Source organism: Vogesella mureinivorans, from assembly GCF_007644035.1.
Lineage (GTDB): Bacteria > Pseudomonadota > Gammaproteobacteria > Burkholderiales > Chromobacteriaceae > Vogesella > Vogesella mureinivorans.
In genome coordinates this window covers 18,247-43,281 of record NZ_VMTV02000464.1, presented here as the reverse complement: position 1 = coordinate 43,281, position 25,035 = coordinate 18,247, and the positions used below count along the sequence as shown (strand labels likewise).

The following is a 25,035-nucleotide window of genomic DNA, read 5'->3' as shown; positions in this document are numbered from 1 at the left end:
GCTCAATCCTCGATGGCTTGGTAGGAGTTGACGACGGGGCGGCGGGTGAAGCGCTCGCCGGTATCCTTGTCTGTGTACTGAAAACTCTTGCCACGGTAGCCACCGCAGATCACCGGAACCTCGATGGTCTCGCCGACCTGACCCAAGCGCTTACGGCTGCGAATCTCCACGGTTGCGGGCGGACTGTATTGATCCGGTGCGGGAAGGGTCACTTCCGTGAAAACGGAATCGTCGGCTTTGCGGACGGCGTTGACGCGGCCTGCAAGAGTCGCTTGGTTGAAGCGGGTCTGATTTTTGGAATCGGCAGCTGTGGGAGTGCTCATTGGATAGTCCTCGTGAGGTCAGGGAAATGCGTTCAGCCTGCAACTACGGCGCTCCTCGCGCTTGCGCGCTGCGGGGCGGCCGCAGTAACAGGCTGAACAGGGAAAGCCATAGAGTCGTCAGAGAGCGGTTTGAATTCTTTTTCGAGGCAGCGAACGGTCAAGAGCGCGACGTTAACAAGTGACCAACGACCAACATTGACAACGGGGATGTAGCCCCTATCAATCCACTTACATACTGTGTCGCGAGAGACGCCAACCATCTCTGCGAAGCGCTCTCGACTTACAAGAGGGCTTGTTGAGAGGCTTGAAAGCTGCGTCGTATGGATCATAATGTTCTCCATGAAGACCGTTAATCGTCTTGCCAAGACGAAATGTAGTCTTGTAGAGATTTTCATGTCAAGACCAACTTCTATTGAAACAAGATTGGCTGTGACTCTTTCGGTACTTGCCGGAGAGCACGAACATGGGTTCTATGCCCAGCTTGAACGCGAAACAGGCGTGTCTGCACAACGCTGGCGGAAGGTTGAGCGTGGATTGCAACGACCAACAGCAGACATGATCGAGGCCGCAGCTAAAAAGTGGCCTCAGTACGTGCTATGGATCACAACAGGCATAACTTTCGCGGAGGTAGGGCAGATTCGCCCTGCTTTGAACGAGTATCGGAAAGTGCCGAGGGATAAGCCTTGGACGTCGAAATACATGAAGGCACGGGTGGCCTTACTCGATTACTGCTTGAAAAATGGAATTGACGAAGAGTTCGTCAAGGAAGGGGATGTTCCGAGCCCTATTCTCGAAGCTATCGGTAGCTCCCGCAAGATGTGCATAAAGGAAACACTGGCATCCTTCGACGATCCGAGCCTGAACTGGGAAGTATTTGACAACAATCCTAATGATGAAGAATGCAGCGCAGAACTAATAAGACTACCGAACTTCATTCCAAATGAGCATAAAAAAGACTGAGGCTGGCTGGCTAGTTGACATCCAGCCGGGAGGACGCGGCCACAGGCGTTTCCGAAAAACGTTCCTGACCAAACGCGAGGCGCTGGAGTGGGAAACGTGGGTCAAGGGACAAACACAGCAAGAGCCCGAGTGGTCGCCCAAGTCTAAGAAAGACAGACGGCGACTAACTGAGTTGGTCGAGCTGTGGTGGCAGCATCACGGGCAACAACTGCGAGATGGAGAACACACGCGCAACCGGCTAAGGCAGCTTGCCGACATGATGGGCAACCCGCTGGCAACGGAGGTCACAGCTGAGTCATTTGCAGCCTACCGAAGCCTTCGGCTTGATGCTGGCGTCAAAGCAAACACCGTCAACAGGGAACATGCCTATCTTCGAGCGGTATTCAATGAGCTAAAGCGGCTCGGTCACTGGAATGGCGAAAACCCTCTTTCGGCAGTTCGACAGTTCAAGATCGTGGAGAGCGAATTATCTTTCCTCACAATTGAACAAATCAAAACTCTACTGACTGAACTGGATCGTAGCCAGAATGCCCATGTCGGGCTTGTGGCCAGAGTCGCGCTAGCTACTGGAGCACGGTGGAGTGAGGCTGAAGGGTTGCGTTCGAGCCAGCTTAGGGAAAATGCAATCGACTTTAGCAGGACAAAATCAGGGAAAAACAGGACGGTTCCCATCTCGGCCGACCTGGCAAGCATGCTGCATGCGCAAGCTTGCCAGCACACGGGAGCACTATTTGGCCCGTGCTATGAAGCATTCCGGGATGCCGTAGCCAGGACAGACATCGAACTACCCAAAGGGCAAATGACCCATGTGCTGAGACACACCTTTGCCAGTCACTTCATGATGAATGGCGGCAACATTCTGGCACTACAACGCATCCTAGGCCATAGCACGCTGACCATGACTATGCGTTACGCGCATCTATCACCAGACCATCTAGCAGAAGCAGCGGCACTTAACCCTCTATCGCGGTTGACAATCGGTTGACACTTCACATTTGCCAGATAAAGAAAAAAGGCTTACCCAGCAGGTAAGCCTTTGATTTCTTTGTGGTGCCCCGGGCCGGGGTCGAACCGGCACAACCGAAGTCGAGGGATTTTAAGTCCCTTGTGTCTACCAATTTCACCACCGGGGCACAGACAGGGTGCGGATTCTAGCCGAAAGCGGGCCGGGCGGCAATGCCGGCGGCGTGGGCTGCGGCCAACCCTGGCTGCGCTGCCCACCCTGCCCTGCTGCCGCGCGTGGCGGCTTAGCGTTCCAGAATGGCGGTAACGCCCTGGCCGCCGGCGGCGCAGATGCTGATGAGGCCACGGCCGCTGCCTTTTTCAGCCAGCAGCTTGGCCAGCGTGGCCACCACACGGCCACCGGTGGCGGCGAAGGGGTGGCCGGCGGCGATGGAGCTGCCGTTTATATTGAGCCGGCTGCGGTCGATGCTGCCCAGCGCGCCAGGCAGGCCTAGCTTGCTCTGGCAAAACTCGGCGGATTCCCACGCGGCCAGCGTGCATAGCACTACGGCGGCAAAGGCTTCGTGGATTTCGTAGAAATCAAAGTCTTGCAGGGTCAGGCCATGCTTTTGCAGCATGCGCGGGATGGCGTAGGCCGGGGCCATCAGCAGGCCTTCGCGTTCGTCGATGTAGTCTACGGCGGCCACTTCGCCGGCGGTGATGTAGGCCAGGATGGGCAAATTATTAGCGCGGGCCCAGTCTTCGCTGGCCAGCAGCACGGCAGAGGCGCCGTCGGTCAGCGGCGAGGCGTTGGCTGCAGTGATGGTGCCACCGTTGCGGGCAAAGGCTGGCGCGAGCTTGGCCATTTTGTCCAGGCTGCTGTCGGGGCGCAGGTTGTTGTCGCGCTGCAGGCCGTGGTAGGGCATGACCAGGTCGTCGAAGAAGCCGCGGTCGTAGGCGGCGGCCAGCTTCTGGTGGCTGGCCAGTGCCAGCTCGTCTTGCGCCTGGCGGGTGATGCCGTAGCGCTGGGCGGTGATTTCGGCGTGCTGGCCCATGCTTTTGCCGGTGCGCGGCTCGGCGTTGGCAGGCAGATCGGGCTTGAGGTTGGCCGGGTTGAGCAGGCGCGGCAGCAGCTTGAGCTTGTCGGCGGTGCTGCGGGCGGCGTTGATGTCCATCAGCGCGCGCTGCAGGCCACGGCTAACGGCTACCGGCGCGTCGGAGGTGGTGTCGGTACCGCAGGCAATGCCCACGTCGATCTGGCCTAGCGCGATTTTGTTGGCTACCAGAATGGTGGCTTCCAGGCCGGTGCCGCAGGCTTGCTGGATGTCGTAGGCCGGGGTGTGGGGGTGCAGACCGCTGGACAGCACGCATTCGCGCACCATGTTCCAGTCGCGGGCGTGTTTCATCACTGCGCCGCCCACGACCTCGCCAAGCAGCTTGCCTTGCAGGCCGTATTTGTCCACCAGCCCTTTGAGGGTGTCGGTGAGCATGGTGCTATTGGATAGCTGGCTGTAGGCGGTGCCGGAGCGGGCGAAGGGGATGCGGTTGGCGCCAACGATGGCGACTTTGCGTGGGGTGCCGTGCAGCATGGGGGATTCCTCGTGTTGGTGTGTGCGGGGCGGCTCTGCGGCCGCTGCCTGCTGCCGTGGCGGCAGCGCTGGCACACAGTTAAACACGCGTTTTAATTTGCCTCAAGCCCTGCTGGCCACAACGCTGCGGCCAACCTGCCTCGCCCTGCCCGCGCGCGCACGGCTAGGCGTCTGGCACGGGCAGGCTGCTACTGCCCAAACGATGCAGGATGGCAATGGCCTGGCCGGTGGGCTGGGCGACGACGTCGGCCAGGGTGTAGTGGTCCAGCACGGTAAAGAAGGCGCCCAGCGCCTCGTCCAGCACGCCTTTCAGCCGGCACTGGCCACGCAGGGCACAGGGTGGCTGGGCACAGTCTATCAGGGTGGTGATGTCTTCCAGCTGGCGGATGACCTGCCCTAGCCGGTACTGGCTGGCGGGCATGGCCAGAGCCAGGCCGCCGCCCTTGCCGCGGGTAGTGGCCAGCCAGCCTTGCTGCGCCATGGCGTGTACCACTTTTACCAGGTGGTTGCGCGAGATGGCAAAGCGCTCGGCGATTTCACTAATGGTGACAGGCTGCTCGCGTTCCTGGTAGCTGAGGTACATCAGTACGCGCAGGCCCAGGTCGGTAAATTGGGTGAGTTGCATGGTGGTACGCAGCGTGGAAACAGTGCGCAGCATACGCTGCCCGCAGCAGGCTGACAAAGTGCTGCAGGCAGCGTGGCATCAGATGCCGTTGCCGCCGGTGCCAAAGGCTTCGGCATGGATACGTGCGGCGGCGACACCCAGTGCCAGCAGGCTGGCTTTCTGCGCCTGCATGAAGGGCAGCGGGCCGCACAGGTAGTAGTCGGCGTCGGGCAGGGTATGGGCTGCGCCAAGCTGCATGCGGCCAACATGCTGATGCAGCGCCGTCGCCGCCGCGCCCGCAGTGGCTTCTTCATGCCAGATATGCGCTGCCAGCTGCGGGTGTTCTGCCGCCAGGCTGGCCAGGTGCGGGCCAAAGGCTTGCACGGACGGGCTGCGGCAGGCATGCAGAAACTGCACCGGGCGCGGGCTGGCAGCCTGCAGCAGCGCGTTCAGCATGGCGATCATCGGCGTAATGCCGACACCGGCACTGATGAGCACCACCGGCGTGCTGGCTGCCGTATCCAGCCAGAAATCACCCATCGGCGGGGTGACATCAATGACCGCGCCCTCGGGCACATCGGCGTGCAGGGTGTTGGACACCATACCGGCCGGGCTAAGGTCGGACGCGGCCTCGCGCTTTACCGAAATACGCAGGGCGCTGCCACCGGGCGCGGCAGACAGGCTGTACTGGCGCGGCTGCATGATACCCAGCTGCGGCACCATCACCCGCACGGTGACATACTGGCCCGGCAGGTAGGCCGGCACCGGGCCACCATCGGCAGGCTGCAGATAAAACGAGGTGATCTCGCTGCTTTCTGGCACCTTGCGCACCACACGGCAGGCGCGCCAGCCGCTCCAGCCACCTGGCTGGGTGGCGGCCTGCTGGTACAGGCCCGCTTCTTCGGTAATAAGCAGGTCGGCGAGCTGGTCAAAGGCCGCAGCCCAGGCCGCCAGCAGCGCATCGTTGGCCGCATCGCCCAATACCTCGCGAATGGCTGCCAGCAAGTGGCGCCGGCCTATCGGGTAGTGTTCGGGGCGAATGCCGATACTGGCGTGCTTATTGGCAACCAGCGTCAGCACCGGGGCCAGCACGGAAGGATCATCAATGTGCTCGGCGTACGCCGCTACCGCCATGGCTAGCGCCTGCTGCTGAGTACCGGCCTGCTGGTGGCCCTGATTGAAGATCTGTTTCAGCTCCGGGTTGTGGTGGAACATGAGGTGATAAAAAACGCGTGTCAGTGCCACGCCGTGCTCTTTTAGCACGGGGGCGGTAGCTTTTACCAACTGGCGGGTGGCGAGGTCTAGCATGATGGTTCCAATAGATGAGTTAAAAATGCATCTTTAAGATGAAAAGCCAGGCGTCGTGACAAAACCACCGCGCCTGCTCTTTAAGATGTGCAAAATATACATCTTAAAGATTGCACGGGCAAGCCATGATTGCCAGATGTGTGTCGCACCCTGTGCGGCCAACCTTGCCCTACCGGGCGGTGTCACCGCAAACAGGCCAAGCACGCAGCGCCCGCGGCCAACGTGGCGAGCTGACGGGCAGTGCTATCTGGAGAGGGATGAAATGAGAAAAGCCCGACAGATCATTGATCTATCGGGCTTTATCTGGAGGCGCGGTCCGGAGTCGAACCGGACTGACCGGATTTGCAATCCGGGGCATAACCGCTTTGCTACCGCGCCAAAACTTGATTGCCTGAACATTAAACTATTCAAACAATTTGAACAATCTGTGGAGCGGGAAACGAGGCTCGAACTCGCGACCTCAACCTTGGCAAGGTTGCGCTCTACCAACTGAGCTATTCCCGCGTCGCATGGTACTGCTTAAATTTTGTGGAGCGGGAAACGAGGCTCGAACTCGCGACCTCAACCTTGGCAAGGTTGCGCTCTACCAACTGAGCTATTCCCGCGTCGCATGGTACTGCTTAAATTTTGTGGAGCGGGAAACGAGGCTCGAACTCGCGACCTCAACCTTGGCAAGGTTGCGCTCTACCAACTGAGCTATTCCCGCGTCGCATGGTACTGCTTAAATTTTATGGAGCGGGAAACGAGGCTCGAACTCGCGACCTCAACCTTGGCAAGGTTGCGCTCTACCAACTGAGCTATTCCCGCGTCGCATGGTGCTGCTTAAGTTTTATGGAGCGGGAAACGAGGCTCGAACTCGCGACCTCAACCTTGGCAAGGTTGCGCTCTACCAACTGAGCTATTCCCGCGTCGCATGGTGCTGCTTAAGTTTTATGGAGCGGGAAACGAGGCTCGAACTCGCGACCTCAACCTTGGCAAGGTTGCGCTCTACCAACTGAGCTATTCCCGCGTCGCATGGTGCTGCTTAAGTTTTATGGAGCGGGAAACGAGGCTCGAACTCGCGACCTCAACCTTGGCAAGGTTGCGCTCTACCAACTGAGCTATTCCCGCATAAAACTTGGTTTTTCTTAATGACTGCTGCGTCGTTTCCGTCGCTGCGTCGTTAAGAGAAGGCGAATTATAATGATCTTTTCGGGGGTGTCAACACTCAAACATCAATTTTTTTGCCTGAGAATTCCCGCGCTGCCATCTGCAGGTAATAAACCATTGACCACAAAGTCAATATGACAGCGACAATCATGAATAATTTTCCTGCCAGCACGGTGCTTAGCCCCGGCACCAGCGGGCCGGCGTACAGCAGCAGCAAAATCGCCACCATCTGGGCGGCAGTTTTCAGCTTGCCGATATACGCCACCGCCACACTGCCACGGCGCCCCATCTCGGCCATCCACTCGCGCAATGCCGAAATGGCGATCTCGCGGCCAATGATGATCATGGCCATCCAGCCTTCCAGCCGGCCCAGCTCTACCAGCAGGATCAGCGCGGCGGCCACGATGAGCTTGTCGGCTACCGGGTCCAGAAACGCGCCAAAGGCCGAGGTCTGCCCCAGGCGGCGCGCCAGGTAGCCATCCAGCCAGTCGGTGGCGGCGGCCAGGCCAAAGATAAAGGCCCCCAGGCTATTACGGTGATGCTGCAGCAGCACGCTATCCGGCAGAAAGAACACCGCCACGCAGACAGGGATAAGGGCTACGCGCAGCCAGGTTAATAGAATGGGCAGGTTAAAGGGCATGTGTCGGCTCTGGTGTGCTAGTGCAGTGCATTATGAATTTTTTCGGCCAGCGCACGGCTGATGCCGTCTACTTGGGCCAGGTCGTCGATACTGGCTGCCACCACCCCGCGCAGCCCGCCAAAACGGGTAAGCAGGCGCTGCCTGCGCGTGGGGCCCACGCCCGGTATGTCTTCCAGCGTGGACGAGGTACGCGCCTTGGCCCGTTTGGCGCGGTGGCCGGTAATGGCAAAGCGGTGCGCCTCGTCGCGCACGGTTTGTATCAGGTGCAGGGCGGCATGATCGCGCGGCAATTGTAACGTCTTTTGCAGATGCGGCACGATCAGCGTTTCCAGACCCGGCTTGCGCTCCTCGCCCTTGGCCACGCCGACAATAGGCACATCCACCCCGACTTCGGCCAGCACTTCCAGCGCCACCCCCACCTGCCCCTTGCCGCCGTCGATCAGCAGCACGTCTGGCAGCTTGCCTTCTTCTGCGGCCAACCTGCTGTAGCGGCGGGTCAGTGCCTCGCGCATGGCGGCGTAATCGTCGCCTGCGGCGGCGGTTTCAATATTGAAGCGGCGGTATTCCGACGGCTGCATGCCGCCACGGTCGTACACCACGCACGAGGCCACCGTGGCCTCGCCCAGCGTGTGGCTGATATCGAAACACTCCAGCCGCGCCACCTGCTCGACTTCCATCAGTTCGGCCAGTGCGGCCAACCTGCTCTGCTGGCCGGCCACGCTGAGTATTTTCTGGCCAATGGCCAGCTGGGCGTTTTTCTCGGCCATTTCCAGCCACACGCGGCGCTCGCCGATAGGGTTGCCCACAAAGGCCAGGCGCTTTTCTGCCTGCTCGATCAGCAGCGCTTGCAGCTCGGGCGATACTTGTTCGTTATGGATAATGACGGCAGGCAGCGGCACGCCCAGATAATGCTGCGCCAGGAAGGCTTCCAGGTTGGCCGCCAGCGAGGCTTCATCGGCGTTTTGCGGAAAAAAACTCTTGTCGCCCAGGTGGCGCCCGCCACGGATCATCACCAGGTTCACGCACACCAGGCCGCCGTGCGCGGCAATGGCCACTACGTCGGCGTCCAGCTGGCTGGTATTGCTGCTGATGAACTGTTTCTCTTGCACCCGTGCCAGCGCCTGGATCTGGTCGCGCAGCTCGGCGGCCTGCTCGAACGCCAGCGATTCGGATGCGGCCAACATGCGCTCGGTCAGCGCGTCGATCAGCTCGTTCTGCTTGCCCTGCAGGAAAGCCACGGCGCCGCGTACGTCTTCGCGGTAGGCCTCGGCGCTGATTTCGCCGGTACAGGGCGCGGTGCAGCGCTTGATCTGGAATAACAGGCAGGGCCGCGAGCGGTTGCTGAACACGCTGTCTTCGCAGCTACGCAGGCGGAATACCTTTTGCAGGATCTGGATGCTCTCGCGCACGGCGTAGCCGTTGGGATAGGGGCCAAAGTACTGATGCGGCTTTTTCGGGTCGCCGCGGAAATAGGCCAGCTGCGGGTAGGCGTGGCCGGACAGCATCAGGTAGGGGTAGGACTTGTCGTCGCGAAACAGGATGTTGTACTTGGGCGCCAGCGCCTTGATCAGGTTGTTTTCCAGGATCAACGCTTCGGCTTCACTGCGTACCACCGTGGTTTCGATGCTGGCGATCTGCGCCACCATCAGCTGGATGCGCGGGCTCAGGTCGTTTTTCTGAAAATAGGAGCTAACGCGCTTTTTCAGATCAATGGCCTTACCCACATACAGCACATTGCCCGCTGCATCGAACATGCGATACACCCCGGGCAAACCGGGCAGGCTGGCCAGTACCGGCCGGTAATCAAAAGCAGGTTGCATTATTTACCGCACCAGATCTGCACTTCCTCGCGCGCACGCTTGAGCATGTCTTCACGACCCGCCTTGGCACCAGGGCGGTCCAGCGCGGCCAGGTTGGCCTGGGCGGTTTTGCAGTTTTGCGCTTTCACGTCGCGGTTGTGCTTTTCGATGCGCTCGTTCAGCGCTTTCACATCCGCGTCCAGGCCGGCGGCACCCTGCGCGGCAGCCGGCGCAGAGGCCGCCTGGCGTGGCACCTGCACCCCACCCGGGTAGACTTTGATCTTGTCTACCTTTTTGCCTGGCGGCGGCTGGTCGGAAAACACCACGCGGCCGTTGGCATCTACCCATTTGTAGACCTCGGCCTGGGCCATGCCGCAGGCAGCCAGCAGCAGCGCTGCTATCACTATGTCTTTTCTCATGAAAACCGTCTTTGCAGTCAGCAGCAAACGGCCACTTTATACACTGCATGCACACTATAGGCAAAACCGCCATCACATTTTGCACTTGGCGCGGCAGGTCGGTATAATGCGTTTTTGCCGCCTAAGGAAACGCGAAGATGCGCATCATCGAGAAAGCCTACACTTTCGACGACGTTCTCCTCGTCCCGGCCCATTCTGCAGTACTGCCGCGTGACGTTGCCCTCCACACCCGTCTTACCCGAAACATCAGCCTGAACCTGCCACTGGTTTCCGCCGCCATGGATACCGTGACCGAGTCGCGCCTGGCAATTGCCATGGCCCAGGAAGGTGGCATCGGCATCATCCACAAAAACATGAGCGCCGAAAAACAGGCCCTGGAGGTATCCAAGGTCAAGCGTCATGAAAGTGGTGTGGTGAAAGACCCGATCACCATCGCCCCGGACATGCTGGTACGCGACCTGGTTCTGCTGACCCGCCAGCACAAGATCTCCGGCCTGCCGGTGATCCAGGATGGCAAGGTAGTCGGCATCGTAACCAACCGCGACCTGCGCTTCGAAACCCGTCTGGACCAGCCGGTAGCCAGCATCATGACCCCGCGCGAGCGCCTGGTGACGGTAAAAGAAGGTGCCAGCATCGAAGAAGCCCGCGAGCTGATGCACACCCACCGCCTGGAACGCGTGCTGGTGATTGGCGATGATTTCGAGCTGAAAGGCCTGATCACCGTCAAGGACATCATCAAGACCAGCGAACACCCTAACGCCAACAAAGACAGCCAGGGCCGCCTGCGCGTAGGCGCTGCTGTGGGTACTGGCGGCGACACCGACGAGCGCGTAAAAGCGCTGGTGGCTGCCGGCGTGGACGTGATCGTGGTGGATACCGCCCACGGCCACAGCCAGGGCGTGCTGGACCGCGTGAAGTGGGTGAAGGAAACCTACCCGCAGGTAGACGTGATCGGCGGCAACATTGCCACTGCCGACGCAGCACTGGCGCTGGTAGCAGCAGGTGCTGACGGCGTGAAAGTGGGCATTGGCCCAGGCTCCATCTGCACCACCCGTATCGTGGCTGGCGTAGGCGTACCGCAGCTGACCGCCATCCACAACGTGTCCGAAGCCCTGAAAGGCACCGGCGTACCGATGATCGCCGACGGCGGCATCCGCTTCTCCGGCGATATCTCCAAGGCACTGGCAGCCGGCGGCAACGCCGTAATGCTGGGCGGCATGTTTGCCGGTACCGAAGAAGCCCCGGGCGAAGTAGAGCTGTTCCAGGGCCGCTCTTACAAATCGTACCGCGGCATGGGTAGCCTGGGCGCCATGAGCCAGGGCTCGGCCGACCGCTACTTCCAGGACAGCTCCAACGCTGCCGACAAGTTCGTACCGGAAGGTATCGAAGGCCGCGTACCGTACAAGGGCCCGATCGCCCAGGTTATCCACCAGCTGGTGGGCGGCCTGCGCTCGTCCATGGGCTACCTGGGTTGCCCTAGCATCGACGTGATGCACGAAAAAGCCGGCTTTGTGGAAATCACGTCCGCCGGTATGCGTGAATCGCACGTGCACGACGTACAGATCACCAAAGAAGCACCCAACTACAACGTGGGCCGCTAAGCCCGCGCCAAGGTTGGCCGCAAAAAACCCCGCAGCGCGCTGCGGGGTTTTTCTTTGGGCGCTCGCCCGGCCATCACAAACGGGGCGGGCGGCGCAGCGCCCATGCGGCCACCTGCAGAACACGCTGTACATGGCGCTGGCGGGTGTCGCTACTCGTCATCTGCGTCCTCCTGTGCGTACACTAGGCGCCTCCGATTGATTCAGGTTGCGATTCTGCATGCACCCCACCCTGCCCTACCAGCCACAGCAGCCGCCACGCAGCGAGTGGCACACCTTTAATGGCCACGCCTACCACATTCGCCGCTGGGGCCAGCCCGATGCGCCCCTGCTGGTGATGCTGCACGGCTGGATGGATTGCGCCGACACCTTCCAGTTTGTGGCAGACCGCCTGGCTGGCGGCTGGCAGATCGTGGCACCCGACTGGCGCGGCTTTGGCCACAGCGCGTGGAACCACGGCAGCTATTACTCGCCCGACTACCTGGCCGACCTGGACGCACTGTTACAGCACTACAGCCCGCACCATGCGGCCAACCTTATCGGCCACAGCATGGGTGCCATGGTGGCCGGCCTGTATGCCGGCATCCGCCCCGACCGCGTGGCGCGGCTGGCGCTGGTAGAAGGCTTTGGCCTGACCGCCACCCGCCCCGCCGAGGCACCCGGCCGCTACGCACGCTGGCTGCGCGAAAAACAGCAAGCCCCCGCTTTTGCCGCGCTGGCCAGCCTGGACGAGGTCGCCGCCAAGCTGCAAGCGCGCAACCCGCGCATGGCGCTGCCTTACGCGCAGCACATGGCCGCTGCACTGTGCCATCAGCAGGATGGCCAGCTGCAATACCGCGCCGACCCGCGCCACAAGATGGTGAACCCCGTGCTGTACCGGCTAGAGGAAGCCAAAGCCTGCTGGCAGCGCATCAGCGCGCCGGTGCTGTGGGTAATCGGCGGCGATATGTGGGACCACCCCATGGCCAAGGGCGTGTTCGATACCCTGCCCGAGCGCCGCGCCTGCTTTGCGCAGCTGACGGAAACCACCATTGCGGACGCTGGCCACATGATCCAGTGGGAGCAGCCGGCCGCGCTGGCCGATACGTTGGCCGCGTTCTTTACTTATAAATAAGCGGCATGGCACGCCGCCGCGTTTTGCCTTAGTGTCATGCCATCAGTTTTTATGGATACCACCATGCCACGCTACGCCCGCCACCTGCAAGACGTCACCATCAACAACCCTTTCCCCGGCCTGCCACGGCTGGAAGCCCTGATAGGCCGCCGCATTGACAGCCGCATCGGCTCCAATGAAAGCATGGCCATTGCCGGCCACACCGTCAGCCAACAATGGGGCGAAGCGCTGTACGAGCTGGCCCGGCTGTACCCGGACCCGTACGCTGGCGCCATCCGGCAGCGCGCCGCCGCGCTTAATGGCGTGGAAGCGGCCAACGTGGTGGTAGATGCCGGGGCCGATAGCCTGATCGCGCTCTTCCTGCGCGCGCGGGTATCGCCGGGCGATGTGGTGGTGTGCACCGCCGGCACCTACCCTACCTTTCGTTATTTTGCCGAAGGCGTAGGTGCGCATATCGTGGAGGTACCGTACGCACAGCAGGGCGATAGCCTGGTCAACGACCTGCCCGCGCTGCTGGCCGCCGCGCAGCAGCACCAGGCCTCACTGCTGTACCTGGCCAACCCCGACAACCCCACCGGCAGCTACCTGCCCCTGGCCGACATCACCGCGCTGCGCGCCGCCCTGCCTGCCGACACCTTCCTGCTGCTGGACGAAGCGTATATTGATTTTTGCGACCAGGCCGAGCGCCAGGGCACGCTGCCCGACACCGCCCGCCTGCGCACGCTATCCAAAGCGCACGGCCTGGCCGGCCTGCGTATCGGTTACGCGCTGGCACCGGCAGAATGGGTGGCCAAGGCCGACCAGATCCGCACCCAGTACGGCACCTCCAGCGTGGCACAAGCCGCCGCCGTGGCCGCACTGGACCAGCCAGCCTGCAGCCAGCAGCTGATTGCCGAGACGCTGACCCTGCGCGACGCACTGCAGCAGGCGCTACAAGCAGGTGGCTTGCGCGTCGTCCCGTCGCATACCAATTTCCTGGCTATCGTCTATGCCGATGCCGACGCGGCGCTGGCGCGGCAAAAAGCGCTGTGGCTTCAAGGCGTTGCCGTACACCGCCCGCCGCACCCGGCCATGCAGCACATTCTGCGCATTACCGCCCATCCCGACTCGCTGACAAAAAAGGTGCTCCAGACACTGATTTCGCCATGAAATAGCCGGCCTTCACTGCTAGAATGAGTTGAAATTCCTATAACCCAGCCTATACCGGATCCTTAGCAATGAAGGTCCCTCAATTCGACGCCAGCACCACCGCCGACCTGGTGCGCAACCTGGTTATCCCGCCCCGCCCGGAGATTCTGGACAAGCTGGTAGCCCTGCGCAGCAATGCGGACATGAGCCTGATGGATGTCGCCGACATCATCGGCAGCGACCTGGGGCTGTCTGCCGCCATCCTAAAAGCGGCCAACAGCCCGTTTTTTGGTAGCGGCCGCACCCTGACCTCCATCCTGCAAGCCGTCAACCTGCTGGGCGAACGCAATATCGTTCATCTGGTGCACGGCCTGTTGCTGCGCCTGACGCTTACCAGCCAGAACCCGCCGGTCATCGAGCAGTTCTGGGAGCGCACCATGCACGAGGCATCCATCGCCGCCAGCCTGTGCGAAAAGCTGGGCCGCCCGGCAGACGAATGCCAGAGCTTTGCGCTGTTCCGCAGCTGTGGCATTGCCGTGATGCTGATGCGCTACCCCAACTACGAACGCACACTGCGGCTGATTACCCAGGCACGCGACCGCCAGATCAGCAAGATCGAGCAAGAATTCCATGGCACCAGCCACGATGTGGTGGGCTACCTAGTGGCACGCACCTGGCACATGCCGGAAGACTTTGGCCAGGCAATTTTGCTGCAGCACAACCCCGACCTGTTCCAGGACAGCAACGACGAGCTGCTGGACCATAGCCACAAGATGATGATTGCCGTCGCCCGTGCCTCACAGCACATCTGGCGCACCAGCACCGACCAGAACGGCGACCCGGGCTGGAAAGACCGCTCGGAAGAGCTGATTGCCTACCTGGGCATGCACGAGGTGGAGTTTGAAGACTGGGTAGACGAGATGCACGACCGCATCCACGCTGGCCTGTAAGCCAGCGCGCACAAAAAAACCCGCCACACGGCGGGTTTTGTTTTTACGGCAGCAGATATTAGTGGCGCTGCTGTTCGGCGCGCACGGCGGCCACCACGTCCATGCCAAACAGGGTGTTTACATCTTCGTCGTCAAACACGTAACGTTGGCCGCAGTATTCGCAGCCCACTTCGATACTGCCCTGCTCCAGCACCACACCAGCCACCTCTTCGCCACCCAGCAGCTTCAGCATGTCGCCTACGCGCTCCGTGCTGCAGTTGCAGGCAAAGCTGACCTGGGCCGGGTCGAAGATACGCACGGCGTCCTGGTGGTACAGGCGGTACAGGATGTCCAGCGCGTCCAGCTGCAGCAGCTCGTCTTGCTGCAGGGTTTCCGCCAGCGCCTTCACGTGCGGCCAACCTTCGGCATCGCCATGGCCGTCGGGCAGGCGCTGCAGCAGCAGGCCGGCGGCGGTGTCGTCGTTACAGGCCAGCACCAGGTGGGTTTCCAGCTGCTCGGAACGCTGCATGTAGTTTTGCAGCATGGCGGCAATGCTGTCGCCCTCCAGCGCCACAATGCCCTGCCACGGCTCGCCGTCTTTCGGCTCCAGGGTCATCACAAACGTCCCGCCCTCGCCCAGCAGCTCGGCCAGCGGGGCATCGGTAATACCGTCGTCAAAACGGGCGGTGGCACGCACGGTGCGGTCGTTGGTGCATTCGGCCACGGCCAGGCGCAGCGCGCCTTTGCCGTGCAGCTGCATGATCAGTGTGCCGTCAAACTTCAGGTTGGCCGCCAGCAGGCTGCTGGCCGCCAGCATCTGGCCCAGCACATGGCGGATGGCGGGCGGGTACTGATGGCGTGCCACCACCTCTTGCCAGGCGCTGTCCATGCGTACCAGTGCGCCACGCACGGGGATGCCGTCAAACAGAAAGCGTTGCAAAGTATCGTGTTGGCTCATGAGCGGGTGTCCTTTTCTTGCTGAATAGTGTGAATCGTCAACGGCAGCGCGGAGCTGGCGTCGAACTCGCAGCCGGCGCGGATGGCCGCTTCGGCAATCTGGCTGGCTGTCATGTCGGTATCAAACAGGGCGTGCATGGCGCCCATGGCAAACTTGCGCCCCGAGCCGATGGCCCAGTAGCGGGCAAACTGGTACACCTCGCGCATGGGGTACACGCCAAAGATGCCGTGGGCGTTGGCCACCAGCACCATCATCTGGCTGGACTCGTACGGGTCGTCTTCTTCCTCTTCCGGGCGCAGGTAGAAATGGTCTTTCAGCTTGGGGTGAATCTTGCGAAAGGTTTCGAACAGGCCGGCACGGCTGCTGAAGTCGCGCGACTTCATGCCTTTCAGTGCCGATTGCAATACCAGGTCGTGCGCGGCCGAGCCGGCAATGGCCAGGTAGCTGTCGCCCAGCTTGAAGATCTTGTTGCTGTGCACGTCGTAGGCTGCCAGCAGCTTCTGGTCGTCGCCAAACGTGGTCTGGCTGTCGGCCGCAATGGCAATCTCTGCCCCTTTGCTTACAACAACGATGGTGGTCATGCCTGCCTTTCGGTTACGTCGGGCCGGTCGCAGCACTGCTGCCGGCCGGCCCCGGAAAACACATATCGGGATTTTCTCATAAATCACAAGCCCACCCCAAGGCAGCCGGTTGGCCGCATGGCGCTTGGCGCAGCCGCCCCTGCATGAAACAATAGGCCATCTATTGAACACGGACACCCCCATGTGCCAGCTTTTGGGCATGAACTGCAATACGCCCACCGACATCCTGTTTTCCTTTGAAGGCTTCCACCGCCGTGGCGGGCTCACCGACCACCACGCCGACGGCTGGGGCATTGCCTTTTTCGAGGGCAAAGGCGTGCGCCTGTACCTGGACGACAAACCCTCGGCCGATTCGCCGGTGGCGGCGCTGGTACGCCAGTACCCCATCAAGTCGGAAAACGTGATCGCGCACATCCGCAAGGCCACGCAAGGCGAGGTGAACCTGGCCAACTGCCACCCGTTCCAGCGCGAGATCTGGGGCCAGTACTGGATTTTTGCCCATAACGGCAACCTGGCAGGCTTCCAGCCCGACACCGGCTGCCACTACAACCCGGTAGGCAGCACCGACTCCGAGGCCGCCTTTTGCTACATCATGGAACAGCTGCGCCAGCGCTGGTGCCAGCCGCCGTCGCTGGACGAGCTGTTTGACGCCATCGAAGGGTTGGCCGCCACGCTGCGCGGCTACGGCGTGTTCAACTTCATGCTGTCCAACGGCCAGTGGCTGTTTACCCACTGCTCCACCAAGCTGCACTACATCGTGCGCAAGGCGCCGTTCCCCACCGCCCACCTGGTGGACGACGACGTGACCGTGGATTTTTCCACCGTCACCACGCCGGACGACCGCGTGGCGGTGATTGCCACGGTACCGCTAACCGACAACGAAACCTGGACCGCCATGCAGGACGGCGAGCTGGCACTGTTTGTAGACGGCGTGGTACGGCGTAGCAGCATTACCCTACCCGCCACACGCCCGGCCAACTGCTGCGGGAATGACGCAGCATCTTCTGATCCAGCGCAAAGCTAACCACATTGCACCGCGCAGGTCTGGTCAGCCATTTCGATAGCACCGTATGCTAAAGAAATGAGCCACCCACCGGACCTGCCAGCATGAGCCGCTTCGACTTTACCCACCCGCCGTTTACCCACCTGAGCCAGCAAGAACGACTGGCACTGGAGGGCGCGGCCGATATCGTGTTTTTTGATAACGACGAAGTGATCATGGCGCCCGGTGACAGCGTGGACAGCCTGTACGTGCTGATCAAGGGCGTGGTACGCGAAATGGCGGACGACGAAGTGCTGGCCGTCTACCACGCGCAAGACACCTTCGACGCCCGCGCCATGGTGGCCGGGGTGGCCACACAGCGCTTTGTGGTGCACGAAGAGGCGCTGGCCTACTGCCTGCCCCGCGCCGTGGTGATGCAGCTGACCGAAAGCAACCCGCGCTTTGGTGCCTTCTTTTACGCCAGCGTGTCGCAGAAATTTGGCGCCCTGGCGCAAAACGCCGGCTCGCGCGAGCTGCAAACCCTGCTCACCGCCACGGTACGCGATGCCTGCAGCCGCCTGCCGGTATTCGTGGATGGCCAGGACAGCGTGCTGGACGCCGCCCGCATCATGAAGCAGCGCAAGAGCAAATCCATTCTGGTGCGCCACCGCGGCCAACTGGGCATGTTCACCACCACCGACTTTCGCGACACCATCCTGAACGAGCTGCCGCCCAGCACACCGCTGTACCAGGTATGCCATTTCAACCTGATTACCACCGATATCGACGGCTTTCTGTTTGACGCCCTGCTCACCATGACGCAGCGCAATATCCGCCGCCTGGTGGTGATGGACCAGGGCGAGCCGGTGGGCATTCTGGCGCAGGTGGATATCCTGTCCTATTTCTCCAACCACTCGCACCTGATTGCCCACAAGCTGGAGCGCGCCGACACGCTGGACGAGCTGCAGGACATTGCCGGCCAGATCACCCGCCTGGTGGGTATCCTGTCCAGCCACGGGGTAAAAGCCCCGCAGCTGGGGCGGCTGGTACAGGCGCTGAACGCCCGGCTGTTCGAGCGCACCTGGCAGCTGATTGCCCTGCCCGAGGTGGTGGCCAACAGCTGCCTGGTTGTCATGGGCTCGGAAGGCCGCGGCGAGCAGATCCTGAAAACCGACCAGGACAACGCACTGATCATCCGCGACGGCTACGACCACCCCACCATCGCGGGCGCCTGCCAGGCCTTCAGCGACGCGCTGGCACGCTTTGGCTACCCGCCCTGCCCGGGGCGCATCATGGTGAACAACCCGCAATGGTGCCAGCACGAACAAGGCCTGCGCGACCAGCTGTACCGCTGGCTGTACCTGCCGGACGGCGACGCGCTGATGAACCTGGCCATCTTTGTGGATGCCGAAGCAGTAGCGGGCGACCACGCCCTGCTGGCGCAGGGCAAGCACTACCTGCACAGCCTGCTATCGGACGACGAAAGCTTCTACGCGCGCTTTGCCCGCGCCATCGAGCAGTTTGATACCCCGCTGGGCTTTTTTGCCCAGCTGCTCACGCGCGAACAAAATGGCGAGGCCACGCTGGACATCAAGAAAGGCGGCATTTTCCCCATCGTGCACGGCATACGCTCGCTGGCACTGCGCCACGACATTGCGGCCAACAATACCTTCGAGCGCCTGCAGCGCCTGGCCGAAAACGGCCATCTGGAGCGGGATTTTGCCAACGATATCAACGAAACCCTGGCCTTCCTGCTGGGCCTGCGCCTGAGCCACGGCCTGGCCGAGCTAGAAGACGGCCGCCCCGCCAGCAACCTGATCCGCCCGGGCAAGCTGTCCACCCTGGAAAAAGACCTGCTGAAAGACGCACTGGCGCTGGTGAAAAAGTTCAAGAGCCTGCTGCGCCACCAGTTCCGCCTGGGGGCCGTGGCATGATAGGCGCGCTGAAAAAACAGTGGGCGGCCCACCGGCTGAAAGACCCGCGCTTTGCCATGCTGCTGCAAGAGCAGAATGAAGAGCTGGTGAGTGTGGACTGCGAAACCACCAGCCTGAACGTGCGCGACGCCGAGCTGCTGTCCATCGGCGCGGTGAAGATACGCGGCCAACGTATCCTGAGCAGCGAAGCGTTTTACGTACTGGTGCGCCCGGAACGCAAGCCGGACGCCGGCAATGTACGCATCCACGGCCTGCGCCCGCGTGACGTGTCCGACGGCCTGGCGCCGCAAGACGCCATTACCCGCCTGCTGGATTTCATCGGCGGCCGCCCGCTGGTGGGCTACTACCTGGAATACGACGTGGCGATCCTGAACAAATACGTACAGCCGCTGACCGGCATCAAGCTGCCGAACCGGCAGATCGAGGTATCCGGCCGCTATTACGACTACAAGCTGCGGCAAAACCCGGACAGCAACGTCGACCTGCGCCTGGCCACGCTGATAGACGACCTGCGCGTCCCCGCGCTGCCACGCCACGACGCGCTGAACGACGCCATCACCGCCAGCATGCTGTACCTGGCGCTGAAAAAACGCGGCTTCGGCTAGGCGCCTGTCGGCCAGTCAGCATGTCCATGCACGACAGCATGCGGCCAACCTGCAAAAGGTTGGCCGCATGAAAAAAGGGCGCGCTCGCGCACGCCCTTCAAGCCAGCCAGCGCAGTCGCGCACCGGCTGTTTACTGCATCGATCTTAACGGCCCAGCAAAAGCCTTCAGTAGCTCAGCGAGTCGTGGCGGGTTTCCACCAGCTCGCCCGCCGACAGCGACATCATCAGCAGCGCAATACGCTCGTGCATGATGACCGTGTGGGCATTACCGGCAAACTGCATGAAACGGCGCAGGTCTTCGCGCACTTTGCGCGAGCCGGTCAGGTCGATAATGATATCCACCCGCTCGCCCTGCTCGGCCAGCTCGATAAAATTGTCGGTTACCGGCACACCACGCTCGCGCGCCAGCGCCACGCCGGGCAGCGCCAGGTTCAGCTCGGCCACACCGATCAGCTCCACATAGGACGCGTCCAGCAGCTGCCGCAACAAAGGGGTAGCCGTTTCACCGGCGCCCACCATGGCAATACGAATCTTGTTCATGTCCATCCTCGCTTGCGCCTTATGAAACACGCATTGAAGCATGTACTTTATCAAGCCGGCCCTGGCGTGATTTGCGCCAGATCAAACCAGGCCATATTGCGTGCCAGCCGGAGTCATTGCGCCGTTTAATTGCCCCAAAAGTCCATAAAAAAAGCATAAAAAAACACCGGAAGCGCAGCCAGGCGGCAGGCTTCCGGTGCTGTTGACTGGCGCTTAGTGCAGGGCGTGGCGGCCAAGAAAACGGATATAACCGACACGTTCTATCCAGTAGGCCCCATCGGCCAGCGGTGTGGCGTCTTCCAGGTCGGCCACGGTCAGCACCAGGTCGGCTTCGTTGATATGCGCCTCCAGCGCGATATCGTCGTCATCGGCGTAGTCTTCGCTGGCGTACATGAATTCCGGCTTCACCAGCTGGTTGTTGACCTGGATGTACTCGGACTGATTCATCAAACGCAGGATGTTCATGGCTTGCTCCTTTCGACCCGGCCACCCGGCAAGGTTGGCCGCACGACCACAGCAGGGGCAGCCACCTGGCTGCCGCTACACCCAACCACGCGCCGCCAGTGACTCGGCGTGCTCGCCCGTTACCACAAAATGATCCAGCAAGTTGATATCGACCAGCTGCAAAGCCTGCTTGAGCGTGGTGGTAAGCTGCCAGTCGGCATCGGAAGGCTCGGCCAGGCCCGACGGGTGGTTATGCGCCACGATCACGCTGCAGGCGTTGTGCTGCAGGGCCCGCCGCACCACCTCGCGCGGGTAGACCCGTGTTTCGGTGAGCGTGCCTCTGGCCAGTTCTTCGACCGCCAGTACGCGGTATTGTGCCGTCAGGAAAATCACGCTGAACACCTCCACCTCGCAATACCCTATCGCCACACGCAGGAAACGCTGCACCGCCTCCGGGCTGTTCAGCACATCGCCGCTGGCCATTTCCTCGGCCAGCAGCCGCCGCGCCAGCTCGTGCATGGCCATGAACTGCACGTACTTGGCCGGGCCCAAACCTGCCTGCTGCTGAAACTCGTCGGCCCGCGCACCCAGCAGGCGCCCCAGGCTGCCAAAACGCTGCATTAATTGGCGTGCCATATCGACAGCAGAGCAGCCTTTTATACCTGTTCTTAGAAATATCGCCAGCAATTCGGCATCTGACAAGGCTTGCGCACCCCGCGCCAGCAGTTTTTCACGCGGGCGCTCGGCCTCTGGCCATTCTGTGATCGGCATAATCCCTCCTGCGGGCTGGCTAAGCCTGCATCATCGGGTATGGCGCGACCTCCATAAAATGCATTTTTCATGACACCAACCATCTACCCATGCAGCACGACGGCCTGCGTGCAGGTGCAGCATTACGCTACAATCATGCCTCGCACGACACACGGCAGGCTGTGACATGACGCAAAAGCGCATTCTTTTAGGCATTACCGGCGGCATAGCCGCCTATAAATCGGCAGAACTGACCCGGCTGCTGGTCAAGGCTGGCCACCACGTAGAAGTGGTGATGAGCGAAGCGGCTACCCGTTTTGTCACCCCCGCCACCTTCCAGGCCCTGTCCGGCCATGCGGTCTACAGCGATATCTGGGACCCGCGCCCGGACAACGCCATGGCGCATATCGAGATGTCGCGCCGCGCCGATGTATTCCTGATTGTGCCGGCCACCGCCAACTGCATTTTCAAGCTGGCGCACGGTGCCTGCGACGACCTCATCAGCACCATGGCGGCGGCGCGCACCTGCCCGCTGGTGGTGGTACCGGCCATGAACCGCCAGATGTGGGAAAACCCGCCCAATCTGCGCAATATCGCGCAGCTGCAAGCCGATGGCGTACAGGTATGGGGCCCGGCGCACGGCGTGCAGGCCTGCGGCGAAACCGGCCCCGGCCGCATGCTGGAGCCGGAAGAAGTGTTCGACCTGCTGGGCGGTGTCTTCAGCGCCAAACTGCTGGCCGGCAAGCGGGTGCTGCTGACCGCCGGCCCCACTTACGAGCCTATCGACACCGTGCGCGGCATCACCAATATCAGCTCCGGCAAGATGGGCTACGCGCTGGCCCGCGCCTGCCGCGACGCCGGTGCCGAAGTCACACTGGTCAGTGGCCCTACCGCCCTGACACCGCCGGCCACCGTACGTACCATTGCTGTGCAAAGTGCGCAGGACATGTACCAGGCTGTGCTAGCCGAAGTTGGCCGCAGCGACGTGTTTATCAGCGTGGCGGCGGTAGCCGACTACCGCGTGAAAAACCGTGCCGAACACAAGATCAAGAAAGGCGACAGCCTGCCGGTGATCGAGCTGGAAGAAAACCCGGATATCCTGGCCACCGTGGCCGGCCTGCCGGCCGCACCGTTCTGCGTGGGCTTTGCCGCAGAAAGCCAGAACCTGCTGCAGTTTGCCGACCAGAAGCGCCGCCGCAAAAAAGTCCCCTTACTGGTGGCCAACCTGGCACAACACGCCATGGGCGCCGACACCAATAGCGTGACGCTGCTGGACGACAGCGGCGAACACCCGCTGCCGGACATGCCCAAGGCCGATGTGGCCCGTGCCATCGTTCAACACCTGGCCCAGTGCCTTAACCTGAAAAGCTGACAACGCATGAAACCTGTTATCGACGTACAAATCCTGGACCCGCGCCTGAAAGACAACCTGCCCGCCTACGCCACCAGCGGCTCTGCCGGCCTGGACCTGCGCGCCGCCACCGAAGCCGACATGGTGATCCAGCCCGGCGAAACCGTGCTGGTACCCACCGGCATGGCTATCCACCTGGCCGACCCGGGCCTGGCCGCCATGATCCTGCCGCGCTCCGGCCTGGGCCATAAACACGGCATCGTGCTGGGCAACCTGACCGGGCTGATCGACTCCGATTACCAGGGCCAGCTGTTCGTTTCGGTGTGGAACCGCGGCAACATGCCTTTCACATTGGTACCCATGGAGCGCATTGCCCAGATGATTATCGTGCCCGTGGTGCAAGTAGGGTTTAATATTGTAGATAGCTTTATCGATACCGAGCGCGGTAGCGGTGGTTTTGGTAGCACAGGCCGCCAATAACGACGGTTGATACGGATGAAAATGGACCAGCACCTCCCCCCCACCAGCATCGCCACCCTGATGGAACAGATGGCGAAAATGACCTCGCAGCGCGAGCAGCGCGAGCTGGAGCGGGCATTGCTGGAACTGGTAGGCGCGTTTTTGCAAAGCGAGAGCATCAGCCTGTACGGCGTGCGGCACGCCGAATCACTACCCGAGCTGAAGCTGCTACAGGTCAGCGGCGAAGACGACAGCCTGATCTCGCCCGAGGGCTGCGGCTGGCTGCCAGCCGGTGACGATGCGCGCAAAGCCATTGCCATTGGCCGCGAAAACCGTGGCCCCTGGCAGTACGGCGGCCATATCTGGCAGGTGATTTACCAGAAAAACAACATCATCGCGCTGCTGCAGATCGAGCATGGCGCGCTGACGGATGACGAGCTGGGTTTTCTCACCGGTATGGTACGCATCCACGAAAACTACCTGCGCCTGCTGTACGACGCCGAGCGCGACATGCTCACCGGCTTGCTGAACCGCCGCTCTTTCGACGCCCGCCTGTACGAGCTACTGGACAAGCCGGATTACCAGCACACCCTGGCACTGGTAGATATCGATCACTTCAAGCTGGTAAACGACCGTTACGGCCATATCGTGGGCGACGAGGTACTGCTGCTGGTAGCCCACCACATGGAGCAGGTACTGGGCCTGCACGCCCAGCTATACCGCTACGGCGGCGAGGAGTTCGGCATCATCCTGCGTGATGAGCCGCAGCTGGCCATGACCCGGCTGGAGGCGCTGCGGGAAAACATTGCCACATTCAATTTCCCGCAGGTAGGCCAGGTCAATATCAGTATGGGCTATGTGCTGATAGGGGGGCAGATGCTGCCGGCCAACGTGGTAGAGCAAGCCGACCGTGCGCTGTACTACGCCAAGGAAAACGGCCGCAACCAGACCTGCGCCTATAGCCAGCTGCTGCAAGATGGCCAGATCGTGGCAAAAGTGGCGCACGAAGGCGATATCGAGCTGTTCTGACCCTACTGCGGCCAACCTTAGCCAGCAAAAAGCCCCTGCCAGATGGCAGGGGCTTTTTTATGCGGCTAGCGGGGGTCAGGCAGCGCTGGTGCGGGTTTTCTCGGCACGGCCACGCAGCCATTCCAGCGTCAGCAGCAAGGCGATGGAGAACAGGATCAACACGGTAGCGGCAGCCGCAATGGCCGGGCTGATGTTTTCCTTGATACCGCCAAACATCTGGCGCGGCAGCGTGGTTTGCTCCGGGCCCGCCAGGAACAGCGTGACGACGACTTCGTCAAACGAGGTGGCAAAGGCAAACAGCGCACCCGAGATCACACCTGGTGCAATCAGCGGCAGCACGATGCGGCGGTAGGTGGTGATCGGGTTGGCACCCAGGCTGGCGCTGGCGCGAATCAGGTTGGCATTGAAGCCGCGCAGCGTGGCCGACACGGTAATCACCACAAACGGCACGCCCAGCGCGGTGTGCACCAGAATCAGCGCAAAGTAGCTGTTGGACAGACCCAGCGGGGCAAAGAACAGATAGGCCCCCACCCCCACGATCACCACCGGCACGACCATGGGCGAGATCAGCACGCTCATCAGCACCGACTTGCCGGGGAAATCCGACGACGTCAGGCCCACTGCGGCCAGGGTACCCAGCGTGGTGGCCAGCAGTGTGGCGGCAGGCGCCACGATGAAGCTGTTCTTCAGCGCGGTGAGCCATACGCCGTTACCAAAGAACTCCTCGTACCAGCGCAGCGAGAACGACTTGATCGGGTACAGCAGGAAGGTATCGGCCGAAAACGACAGCGGCACGATCACCAGCAGCGGCGACACCAGGAAGATCAGGATCAGCACGCAAAAGATGCGGAAGCTCCAGAACCACAGGCGTTCGATGGGCGAAGCATAAGTTGGCAGCAT

25 protein-coding genes and 9 tRNA genes are annotated in these 25,035 nt (G+C 61.6%); 12 read left to right on the top strand and 22 right to left on the bottom strand.

The features are described from left to right. Window positions 1–2 precede the first annotated feature (2 nt). A complete protein-coding gene (locus FLQ44_RS11790) occupies window positions 3–323 on the bottom strand; it encodes a hypothetical protein (protein ID WP_147694514.1) in 321 nt (106 codons plus the stop codon). 339 nt (window positions 324–662) lie between these two features. Here FLQ44_RS11790 and FLQ44_RS11780 point away from each other — a divergent pair, with 339 nt between their 5' ends. Together FLQ44_RS11780 and FLQ44_RS11775 are read left to right on the top strand one after the other, a co-directional pair. Then, window positions 663–1,283, top strand: coding sequence for a helix-turn-helix domain-containing protein (locus FLQ44_RS11780; protein ID WP_170252952.1), 621 nt, complete (start codon window positions 663–665; stop codon window positions 1,281–1,283). After that, window positions 1,264–2,268 (top strand): phage integrase, encoded by a 1,005-nt coding sequence (locus tag FLQ44_RS11775; protein WP_147694512.1) that lies wholly within the window; start codon window positions 1,264–1,266, stop codon window positions 2,266–2,268. Before FLQ44_RS11780 ends, FLQ44_RS11775 begins: the two co-directional genes overlap by 20 nt. A gap of 63 nt (window positions 2,269–2,331) precedes the next feature. On the opposite strand, the gene FLQ44_RS11770 is transcribed toward FLQ44_RS11775, so the two are convergent. The 15 genes from FLQ44_RS11770 to FLQ44_RS11700 form a co-directional block, all read right to left on the bottom strand. After that, window positions 2,332–2,416, bottom strand: a tRNA-Leu gene (locus tag FLQ44_RS11770). A gap of 114 nt (window positions 2,417–2,530) precedes the next feature. Beyond that, window positions 2,531–3,814 (bottom strand): acetyl-CoA C-acetyltransferase, encoded by a 1,284-nt coding sequence (locus tag FLQ44_RS11765; RefSeq protein WP_147694511.1) that lies wholly within the window; start codon window positions 3,812–3,814, stop codon window positions 2,531–2,533. Between the two features lie 163 nt (window positions 3,815–3,977). After that, a complete protein-coding gene (locus FLQ44_RS11760; RefSeq protein WP_147694510.1) occupies window positions 3,978–4,439 on the bottom strand; it encodes an RrF2 family transcriptional regulator in 462 nt (153 codons plus the stop codon). A gap of 78 nt (window positions 4,440–4,517) precedes the next feature. Continuing rightward, window positions 4,518–5,726 (bottom strand): NO-inducible flavohemoprotein, encoded by a 1,209-nt coding sequence (gene hmpA, locus FLQ44_RS11755; RefSeq protein WP_147694509.1) that lies wholly within the window; start codon window positions 5,724–5,726, stop codon window positions 4,518–4,520. 304 nt (window positions 5,727–6,030) lie between these two features. Further along, window positions 6,031–6,104 (bottom strand) — tRNA-Cys (locus FLQ44_RS11750). A 50-nt stretch (window positions 6,105–6,154) separates the two neighbouring features. Then, window positions 6,155–6,230, bottom strand: a tRNA-Gly gene (locus FLQ44_RS11745). 25 nt (window positions 6,231–6,255) lie between these two features. Then, window positions 6,256–6,331, bottom strand: a tRNA-Gly gene (locus FLQ44_RS11740). Between the two features lie 25 nt (window positions 6,332–6,356). After that, window positions 6,357–6,432: transfer RNA gene (locus FLQ44_RS11735), tRNA-Gly, on the bottom strand. Between the two features lie 25 nt (window positions 6,433–6,457). Next, a tRNA-Gly gene (locus tag FLQ44_RS11730) sits at window positions 6,458–6,533 on the bottom strand. Between the two features lie 25 nt (window positions 6,534–6,558). After that, window positions 6,559–6,634: transfer RNA gene (locus FLQ44_RS11725), tRNA-Gly, on the bottom strand. Window positions 6,635–6,659: 25 nt separating this feature from the next. After that, a tRNA-Gly gene (locus FLQ44_RS11720) sits at window positions 6,660–6,735 on the bottom strand. 25 nt (window positions 6,736–6,760) lie between these two features. After that, window positions 6,761–6,836 (bottom strand) — tRNA-Gly (locus tag FLQ44_RS11715). Between the two features lie 97 nt (window positions 6,837–6,933). Further along, entirely contained in the window at window positions 6,934–7,515 is a 582-nt protein-coding gene (pgsA, locus tag FLQ44_RS11710) for a CDP-diacylglycerol--glycerol-3-phosphate 3-phosphatidyltransferase (RefSeq protein WP_147694508.1), read from the bottom strand. A 17-nt stretch (window positions 7,516–7,532) separates the two neighbouring features. Next, window positions 7,533–9,335 carry an excinuclease ABC subunit UvrC gene (gene uvrC / locus FLQ44_RS11705; protein WP_147694507.1) on the bottom strand — a complete coding sequence of 601 codons (1,803 nt, stop codon included), beginning with the start codon at window positions 9,333–9,335 and terminating at the stop codon, window positions 7,533–7,535. Further along, a complete protein-coding gene (locus FLQ44_RS11700; protein ID WP_147694506.1) occupies window positions 9,335–9,733 on the bottom strand; it encodes a DUF4124 domain-containing protein in 399 nt (132 codons plus the stop codon). Before FLQ44_RS11700 ends, uvrC begins: the two co-directional genes overlap by 1 nt. A gap of 137 nt (window positions 9,734–9,870) precedes the next feature. Here FLQ44_RS11700 and guaB point away from each other — a divergent pair, with 137 nt between their 5' ends. The 4 genes from guaB (at window position 9,871) to FLQ44_RS11680 (ending at window position 14,523) form a co-directional block, all read left to right on the top strand. Next, window positions 9,871–11,334: an IMP dehydrogenase gene (gene guaB / locus FLQ44_RS11695; protein ID WP_147694505.1), complete on the top strand. Its 1,464-nt coding sequence runs from the start codon at window positions 9,871–9,873 to the stop codon at window positions 11,332–11,334. Window positions 11,335–11,551: 217 nt separating this feature from the next. Then, a complete protein-coding gene (locus FLQ44_RS11690) occupies window positions 11,552–12,445 on the top strand; it encodes an alpha/beta fold hydrolase (RefSeq protein WP_147694504.1) in 894 nt (297 codons plus the stop codon). 63 nt (window positions 12,446–12,508) lie between these two features. After that, a complete protein-coding gene (locus FLQ44_RS11685) occupies window positions 12,509–13,594 on the top strand; it encodes a pyridoxal phosphate-dependent aminotransferase (RefSeq protein ID WP_206208850.1) in 1,086 nt (361 codons plus the stop codon). 68 nt (window positions 13,595–13,662) lie between these two features. Next, complete coding sequence (locus tag FLQ44_RS11680) at window positions 13,663–14,523, top strand: HDOD domain-containing protein (RefSeq protein ID WP_147694502.1); 861 nt, start codon at window positions 13,663–13,665, stop codon at window positions 14,521–14,523. 58 nt (window positions 14,524–14,581) lie between these two features. Here FLQ44_RS11680 and hslO read toward each other — a convergent pair whose 3' ends face one another. Together hslO and FLQ44_RS11670 are read right to left on the bottom strand one after the other, a co-directional pair. After that, the gene (hslO, locus tag FLQ44_RS11675) at window positions 14,582–15,460 is read right to left on the bottom strand and encodes an Hsp33 family molecular chaperone HslO (protein ID WP_147694501.1); all 879 of its coding nucleotides are present in this window, start codon (window positions 15,458–15,460) and stop codon (window positions 14,582–14,584) included. Next, the gene (locus FLQ44_RS11670) at window positions 15,457–16,041 is read right to left on the bottom strand and encodes an Ntn hydrolase family protein (protein ID WP_147694500.1); all 585 of its coding nucleotides are present in this window, start codon (window positions 16,039–16,041) and stop codon (window positions 15,457–15,459) included. The genes hslO and FLQ44_RS11670 overlap by 4 nt, the downstream gene beginning before the upstream one ends. Before the next feature lie 181 nt (window positions 16,042–16,222). Between FLQ44_RS11670 and FLQ44_RS11665 the strand changes: the two genes are divergently transcribed. The 3 genes from FLQ44_RS11665 (at window position 16,223) to FLQ44_RS11655 (ending at window position 19,562) form a co-directional block, all read left to right on the top strand. Beyond that, on the top strand, window positions 16,223–17,065 hold the full coding sequence (locus FLQ44_RS11665) for a class II glutamine amidotransferase (RefSeq protein WP_147694499.1): 843 nt from the start codon (window positions 16,223–16,225) through the stop codon (window positions 17,063–17,065). An 83-nt stretch (window positions 17,066–17,148) separates the two neighbouring features. After that, entirely contained in the window at window positions 17,149–18,957 is a 1,809-nt protein-coding gene (locus FLQ44_RS11660; protein WP_147694498.1) for a putative nucleotidyltransferase substrate binding domain-containing protein, read from the top strand. Beyond that, window positions 18,954–19,562 carry a 3'-5' exonuclease gene (locus FLQ44_RS11655; RefSeq protein WP_147694497.1) on the top strand — a complete coding sequence of 203 codons (609 nt, stop codon included), beginning with the start codon at window positions 18,954–18,956 and terminating at the stop codon, window positions 19,560–19,562. The genes FLQ44_RS11660 and FLQ44_RS11655 overlap by 4 nt, the downstream gene beginning before the upstream one ends. A 165-nt stretch (window positions 19,563–19,727) precedes the next feature. On the opposite strand, the gene FLQ44_RS11650 is transcribed toward FLQ44_RS11655, so the two are convergent. The 3 genes from FLQ44_RS11650 to radC all read right to left on the bottom strand — a co-directional run bounded on the left by FLQ44_RS11650 (window position 19,728) and on the right by radC (window position 21,317). Then, entirely contained in the window at window positions 19,728–20,102 is a 375-nt protein-coding gene (locus tag FLQ44_RS11650; RefSeq protein WP_147694496.1) for a Gfo/Idh/MocA family oxidoreductase, read from the bottom strand. A 213-nt stretch (window positions 20,103–20,315) separates the two neighbouring features. After that, a complete protein-coding gene (locus FLQ44_RS11645; RefSeq protein ID WP_147694495.1) occupies window positions 20,316–20,567 on the bottom strand; it encodes a hypothetical protein in 252 nt (83 codons plus the stop codon). Window positions 20,568–20,642: 75 nt separating this feature from the next. Next, complete coding sequence (radC, locus tag FLQ44_RS11640; RefSeq protein WP_147694494.1) at window positions 20,643–21,317, bottom strand: RadC family protein; 675 nt, start codon at window positions 21,315–21,317, stop codon at window positions 20,643–20,645. 166 nt (window positions 21,318–21,483) lie between these two features. Between radC and coaBC the strand changes: the two genes are divergently transcribed. From coaBC to FLQ44_RS11625, 3 genes are read left to right on the top strand one after another with little or no spacing between them, the layout of a single operon-like run. Continuing rightward, on the top strand, window positions 21,484–22,668 hold the full coding sequence (gene coaBC, locus FLQ44_RS11635) for a bifunctional phosphopantothenoylcysteine decarboxylase/phosphopantothenate--cysteine ligase CoaBC (RefSeq protein WP_147694493.1): 1,185 nt from the start codon (window positions 21,484–21,486) through the stop codon (window positions 22,666–22,668). Window positions 22,669–22,674: 6 nt separating this feature from the next. After that, window positions 22,675–23,127 (top strand): dUTP diphosphatase, encoded by a 453-nt coding sequence (gene dut / locus FLQ44_RS11630; RefSeq protein ID WP_147694492.1) that lies wholly within the window; start codon window positions 22,675–22,677, stop codon window positions 23,125–23,127. Between the two features lie 21 nt (window positions 23,128–23,148). Beyond that, window positions 23,149–24,135: a GGDEF domain-containing protein gene (locus tag FLQ44_RS11625; protein ID WP_170252951.1), complete on the top strand. Its 987-nt coding sequence runs from the start codon at window positions 23,149–23,151 to the stop codon at window positions 24,133–24,135. A gap of 75 nt (window positions 24,136–24,210) precedes the next feature. Here the strand turns inward: FLQ44_RS11625 and FLQ44_RS11620 are convergent, their stop codons facing one another. Then, window positions 24,211–25,035 carry an ABC transporter permease gene (locus FLQ44_RS11620; protein ID WP_147694490.1) on the bottom strand — a complete coding sequence of 275 codons (825 nt, stop codon included), beginning with the start codon at window positions 25,033–25,035 and terminating at the stop codon, window positions 24,211–24,213.

Coding starts and splice junctions, on each gene's coding strand:
- FLQ44_RS11790 (WP_147694514.1), bottom strand. CDS start 323: ATGAGCACTCCCACAGCTGCCGATTCCAAAAATCAGACCCGCTTCAAC.
- FLQ44_RS11780 (WP_170252952.1), top strand. CDS start 663: ATGAAGACCGTTAATCGTCTTGCCAAGACGAAATGTAGTCTTGTAGAG.
- FLQ44_RS11775 (WP_147694512.1), top strand. CDS start 1,264: ATGAGCATAAAAAAGACTGAGGCTGGCTGGCTAGTTGACATCCAGCCG.
- FLQ44_RS11765 (WP_147694511.1), bottom strand. CDS start 3,814: ATGCTGCACGGCACCCCACGCAAAGTCGCCATCGTTGGCGCCAACCGC.
- FLQ44_RS11760 (WP_147694510.1), bottom strand. CDS start 4,439: ATGCAACTCACCCAATTTACCGACCTGGGCCTGCGCGTACTGATGTAC.
- hmpA (WP_147694509.1), bottom strand. CDS start 5,726: ATGCTAGACCTCGCCACCCGCCAGTTGGTAAAAGCTACCGCCCCCGTG.
- pgsA (WP_147694508.1), bottom strand. CDS start 7,515: ATGCCCTTTAACCTGCCCATTCTATTAACCTGGCTGCGCGTAGCCCTT.
- uvrC (WP_147694507.1), bottom strand. CDS start 9,335: ATGCAACCTGCTTTTGATTACCGGCCGGTACTGGCCAGCCTGCCCGGT.
- FLQ44_RS11700 (WP_147694506.1), bottom strand. CDS start 9,733: ATGAGAAAAGACATAGTGATAGCAGCGCTGCTGCTGGCTGCCTGCGGC.
- guaB (WP_147694505.1), top strand. CDS start 9,871: ATGCGCATCATCGAGAAAGCCTACACTTTCGACGACGTTCTCCTCGTC.
- FLQ44_RS11690 (WP_147694504.1), top strand. CDS start 11,552: ATGCACCCCACCCTGCCCTACCAGCCACAGCAGCCGCCACGCAGCGAG.
- FLQ44_RS11685 (WP_206208850.1), top strand. CDS start 12,509: ATGCCACGCTACGCCCGCCACCTGCAAGACGTCACCATCAACAACCCT.
- FLQ44_RS11680 (WP_147694502.1), top strand. CDS start 13,663: ATGAAGGTCCCTCAATTCGACGCCAGCACCACCGCCGACCTGGTGCGC.
- hslO (WP_147694501.1), bottom strand. CDS start 15,460: ATGAGCCAACACGATACTTTGCAACGCTTTCTGTTTGACGGCATCCCC.
- FLQ44_RS11670 (WP_147694500.1), bottom strand. CDS start 16,041: ATGACCACCATCGTTGTTGTAAGCAAAGGGGCAGAGATTGCCATTGCG.
- FLQ44_RS11665 (WP_147694499.1), top strand. CDS start 16,223: ATGTGCCAGCTTTTGGGCATGAACTGCAATACGCCCACCGACATCCTG.
- FLQ44_RS11660 (WP_147694498.1), top strand. CDS start 17,149: ATGAGCCGCTTCGACTTTACCCACCCGCCGTTTACCCACCTGAGCCAG.
- FLQ44_RS11655 (WP_147694497.1), top strand. CDS start 18,954: ATGATAGGCGCGCTGAAAAAACAGTGGGCGGCCCACCGGCTGAAAGAC.
- FLQ44_RS11650 (WP_147694496.1), bottom strand. CDS start 20,102: ATGAACAAGATTCGTATTGCCATGGTGGGCGCCGGTGAAACGGCTACC.
- FLQ44_RS11645 (WP_147694495.1), bottom strand. CDS start 20,567: ATGAACATCCTGCGTTTGATGAATCAGTCCGAGTACATCCAGGTCAAC.
- radC (WP_147694494.1), bottom strand. CDS start 21,317: ATGCCGATCACAGAATGGCCAGAGGCCGAGCGCCCGCGTGAAAAACTG.
- coaBC (WP_147694493.1), top strand. CDS start 21,484: ATGACGCAAAAGCGCATTCTTTTAGGCATTACCGGCGGCATAGCCGCC.
- dut (WP_147694492.1), top strand. CDS start 22,675: ATGAAACCTGTTATCGACGTACAAATCCTGGACCCGCGCCTGAAAGAC.
- FLQ44_RS11625 (WP_170252951.1), top strand. CDS start 23,149: ATGGACCAGCACCTCCCCCCCACCAGCATCGCCACCCTGATGGAACAG.
- FLQ44_RS11620 (WP_147694490.1), bottom strand. CDS start 25,035: ATGCTGCCAACTTATGCTTCGCCCATCGAACGCCTGTGGTTCTGGAGC.